Source organism: Deltaproteobacteria bacterium (genome assembly GCA_018668695.1).
Classification (GTDB): Bacteria; Myxococcota; XYA12-FULL-58-9; order XYA12-FULL-58-9; family JABJBS01; genus JABJBS01.
Genome location: JABJBS010000270.1, coordinates 1 through 4,590, shown reverse-complemented (window position 1 = coordinate 4,590; position 4,590 = coordinate 1). Strand labels below are relative to the sequence as shown.

Below are 4,590 nucleotides of genomic sequence, written 5' to 3'. Positions count from 1 at the left end.
CCGGGGAAACAAGCTCTGTTTCACTCCGGACAGGCTCTCGCCGCACGTTCTTTGCCTGCGCAAATCCAATGATGGCTATCTCTTTCATCAGAGGTGCTCCTTATACAATTCAAATGGGGCATCGGGTTCACCGGTGGGTGAGAAATACTTGATGTTTTCAGTGGTGTAGTCCCACTCTTCTTTAGGACGCCATACAGCTTTAACACGCATCCCCATGCGCACATCTGAGAGTTCGCAGTCACCTATTAGGTGAAGCATCGGGATATCTGAGCCGTCTAAAAGAATTGAAGCCGCCAAAAATGGAATCTTCATCTTTTGTCCTGGGAACGGTACGTTCACGATACAGAAAGTGGTGATAATGCCTTGCGCCGGCAACTCAACTTCCTCAGTCATCTCCGTACCCGTTACTGGACTGGGGCCTCGCGGCGGCACATAGACTTTTTTTGTAGCCGGGCACCGCTGACCAATAATGCGCCCTTCCTTAATCGCTTTAAGAAAGCGACCACGGGCAACTCCAGCGCCAATGGTATAATCAAGACGGGTCGGCACTTTAAAGCCTGTTACTTTTTTGTTCTCGTCGCTCATTTCAGGCCTCCGGCTCAAAGCAAGTAATGTCCGTCATGTATCCGACACGCTCGTCCGCCCAACGTGCCTTCACGCGCATTCCAGTCGACATCGCATCGATATTTCCTGCATCTACAATATGCAGCATGGCCGTATCTGCTCCATCGAGCTTGATAAGCGCCCAACCAAATGGTTTCTGCATCGGGTGCTTCTCTCGTGGTTTCTCAATCCAGGACCAGGTTGTAACCACGCCCGTATCCTTCACTTGAACCATTTCCGTAAGGTCTTCACTGGTCTCCGGGTCATACTCCTGGGGCGGCACAATAACGCGTCCATCTCTGGCCTTAATTCCAAAGATTTTTCCATCCCGAAGCCCTGTAAAGAAATCGCTCAGTACAGTGCCCAGCGTACGCTTGTATGCAAACTCCATCACATACGGCGCTGTTAATATTTCGTCAGAAGTATTTTGAGAATCGGTCATACTTACGCCTTCACCTCTGTTAGCTGAGGTACTTGTTTCTTCTCAAGTGCCTTGTCTCGTCCGCCCATAAACCAAGAAACTGAATCTTTGATGGCCACATCAATAGGCCCTGGGTCGTACCCCAGTTCACGTTTAGCCTTGGATACATCGACCCATAGATAGCGCCCGCCCGTGTACTGAATCGCCTTATCGACAATCAAAGGTTCCTTGTGCGTAATGTTGTTTGAAATCCATTCGTTTATCTTTCCTATAAAACTAATCAGACCCGTTTTGAGTTCGTGCTTGGGCTTGGCCACGTTTGCGATTTCGCAGACCATCATGCCGAGTTCTTTATAGGTAAGGTTATGGCCACCGAGGATGTAACGTTCACCGGGCCGCCCCTTCAGACAAGCTAGCCAGTGCCCCATCGCAACATCTTTAACATGCACTCCATTGAAGCCGCCTGGCAGCCACACCGGGTTCTTACCCGAAGTATAACGTTGGATGAGAACGCCTGTAGGAGTAGGCGCGATGTCATTTCCACCGAACGGGAATGTTGGGTTACACGCCACAACATCGAGGCCCTTGTTGCAGTAGCTCAGCGCTTCGAGCTCGGCCATGTATTTACTCATCACATAGTGATCAGCGACCAACCAATTGTTGAAGATGGTCGTCTCGTCTGCGATTTGTTCCTCGGGCAGCGTACCAATCGCAGCTATCGAGCTTGTATAAACAACCTTTTTGATTCCCGCAGCCATGGAAGCTTCGAGTAGGTTACGCGTTCCAATGATGTTTACTTTGTACATCACATTTGGATCAGGCAGCCAGTAAGCGTAAATCGCCGCAAAGTGAAAAACAGTATCGCAACCTTCGAGGCAAGACTTTAACGAGTCTACATCCAATAGGTCACCTTCCACCATATCGATATCAAGCCCGTAAAGATTGTTGAGCGGGTCACCCTTTCGGACCAGAGCTCTCACTTTCACGCCTTCGTCCAAAAGAATCTTCACAAGGTGCGAGCCTATGAATCCACTGGCTCCAGTGACCATGGCAACCTTCGGTCGATGTTCGGTTTGTTCTGTCATTTTTTATCCTTTGAAGTGCTACAAAGACGAATTCCCCAGGCCTCACTGAAACATGTTTCACCCCCCTCTGCAAGGCCGAGTGGAACATGTTCCACCCCTCTCTCGTAAAGGTCCGTAATCGGCCAATAAAACATAAAGAATACGGGTAACTACAGAGTTTCAGACGGACGTCTAAAACGTAAAATCAGGTAAACAAACGCCCAAAAGGGCTTGCCCAGAGAAAGCGCATAAACTTCTTCATGCCATCGTCTTTTTCCAGCGAATACGGGTAGTGCGTACTTGTAATGAAGCCACCCCACGTATCCACAATAACCGATTGTTGAAACGTATAATTCAAGAGGCCGTTTTGCCCGTTAACTTGGCCCATACCACTGCTTTTACGTCCACCAAATGGAGCTTCCAAGGCGCCGTAAGCCATCGCCATATCATTCACGGAGCAGCTTCCCGCATCGATCTGTGAGGCGAGCTTAACCCCTTTGGAGGAGTCCTTCGTCCAGACATTCGAGCTGAGACCATACTCCGTTTGGTTGGCCATATGCATCGCTTCAGCTTCGTCTTTAACAACCATGATGGGTAAAACAGGTCCAAACGTCTCATCCACCATAATATCCATATCGTGGGTAACATCGACCAAGACCGTAGGCTCATAAAACAAACCATCAAGTTCGGGATTTTTACGCCCACCGACAAGCACCTTCGCGCCTTTTTCAACGGCATCTTGAACTTGCCGCTCGATAAGCTGCAGTTGTCTTTCGAAAAAGATAGCACCGACGTCGAATTCTCCCTCGGCAGCTTGCCGAAGACCCTTCACGCGCTCAACTACACTCGAAATGAACTCTTCTGCGACCTCTTCAACGACATAAATTCTTTCTGTGCCGCAGCAATATTGCCCCGTGTTGAAAATAGAACCGGCCACAGCCCCAGCCGCAGCGCGCTCAATATTCGCATCGGCGCAAACCACCATCGGGTCTTTGCCTCCCAATTCAAGGGTACACGGTATCAACTTCTCAGCGCATGCGACCGCAACCTTACGGCCTGTTCCCACGCTGCCGGTGAAACAAATCTTATCTACGCCTGACTCAATTAAAGCGGCACCTGTTTCACCATCGCCCTGCACAACTTGCAAAACGTTTTCTGGTAAGCCGGCTTCAGCAAAAAGTTCACCAACGAGTTTACCCGAAAAAGGCGTGACCTCGGATGGCTTTAGCAAAACCGCATTTCCTGCCAGAAGCGCCTGAACCGTGGGATTAAGCGAGAGAATAAAAGGCCCATTCCATGGGCTAATCACACCAATAACCCCCAATGGCTGCTGAATAATGTGAAGTTTTTTGGAGAATCTTAGAGCTCCATGAAGGTTCATTTTTTTCGTTTTGAGAATCTTCGGCGCGCGCTTACCGTAGTAACGCATAACATCACACGCGGCGAAAATTTCGATCATTAAAGCTTCAGTGGCAGCCTTCCCGCTTTCGCGCAAAACCACATCAACATAATCGTCCATATTGTCTAGGAGGATTTTTAAAGCTTTAAACACATAGCTCGCGCGTTTTTTGGGAGTTAAAGCTCCCCAACTTTTTTGAGCGGCCCGGGCACGCACCAGCGCACTTTGGACATCGTCCAATCGATCAACTTCAATCTCACCAATCACTCTTAGATTGGCAGGACTCTGCAGCTGTAACTTTCGACGCTCGCCTTCAGGCACCTTAACTGCGGTGACTATAGCCATTGATTTCCCCTGGTCTCTGGCTTGCTGCTTCCCACAATTTAGCAATCAAGCAAGATGTTTATCTGCACAGTGAAACGTGTTTCACCTGTCACAAGGTACGGGAATACCCAAGCCATGACAATGCGTGTCATCCACTCAGAGCCCAAAACGGTGTAACGGGTGGTAACGCCCCTCAAAGAGGTATGAGAGCGCGGTACGAGGGCGATAAATCAGCCTGCGCTGCTGCCTGCGCTTGAAAAGATCCGAATCACAAAAACGCCAGAAAGAATGAGCGTTATGCCAACAATGGCCGGCAGATCGAGTGTTTCCTTGTAGTAGAACCAACCAACAAGCGTAACCAGGAAGACTCCTAAACCGGACCATATGGCGTACATCACTCCTAAGGGTATGGTCTTTAAACAAAGGGACAGGAGATAAAAAGCCACACTGTATCCAACAATGACTATCAAACTTGGCCACAGTTTCGTGAATTCTTCGGAGGCCTTCAAAGCCGAAGTGGCAATGACCTCAGCCAAGACCGCAACCGCCAAAAAGATATAACTCATCTTAGACTTCCCAATCGTTCAATCTTGCTGAGGGGATTTTCGCAAGATTATGTCGTAGACAAACATGCCCGCTAGCATTGCACCCGTAAACAGAAGTGGTTCCACACCCAAACCAGACATGGATGAAACCGCTGGCCCTGGACAATAGCCGCCCAATGCCCAACCTACCCCAAAAATAGCACTCCCAATCACAAGTCGCTTTTCCAGCTTATT

Annotated in this window: 3 protein-coding genes and 1 pseudogene; all 4 read right to left on the bottom strand. The window is 49.2% G+C overall.

All coding sequences use genetic code 11. The features are described 5' to 3' along the window. Positions 1-87: 87 nt before the first annotated feature. Positions 88-1,045 (bottom strand): annotated as a pseudogene (locus HOK28_14480) (DNA-binding protein). Positions 1,046-1,047: 2 nt separating this feature from the next. Then, positions 1,048-2,109, bottom strand: a complete 1,062-nt coding sequence (locus HOK28_14475; GenBank protein ID MBT6434301.1) for an NAD-dependent epimerase/dehydratase family protein — start codon at positions 2,107-2,109, stop codon at positions 1,048-1,050. Between the two features lie 184 nt (positions 2,110-2,293). Continuing rightward, positions 2,294-3,832, bottom strand: coding sequence for an aldehyde dehydrogenase family protein (locus HOK28_14470; protein MBT6434300.1), 1,539 nt, complete (start codon positions 3,830-3,832; stop codon positions 2,294-2,296). Positions 3,833-4,041: 209 nt separating this feature from the next. Further along, positions 4,042-4,377, bottom strand: coding sequence for a multidrug efflux SMR transporter (locus HOK28_14465; protein ID MBT6434299.1), 336 nt, complete (start codon positions 4,375-4,377; stop codon positions 4,042-4,044). Positions 4,378-4,590 lie beyond the last annotated feature (213 nt).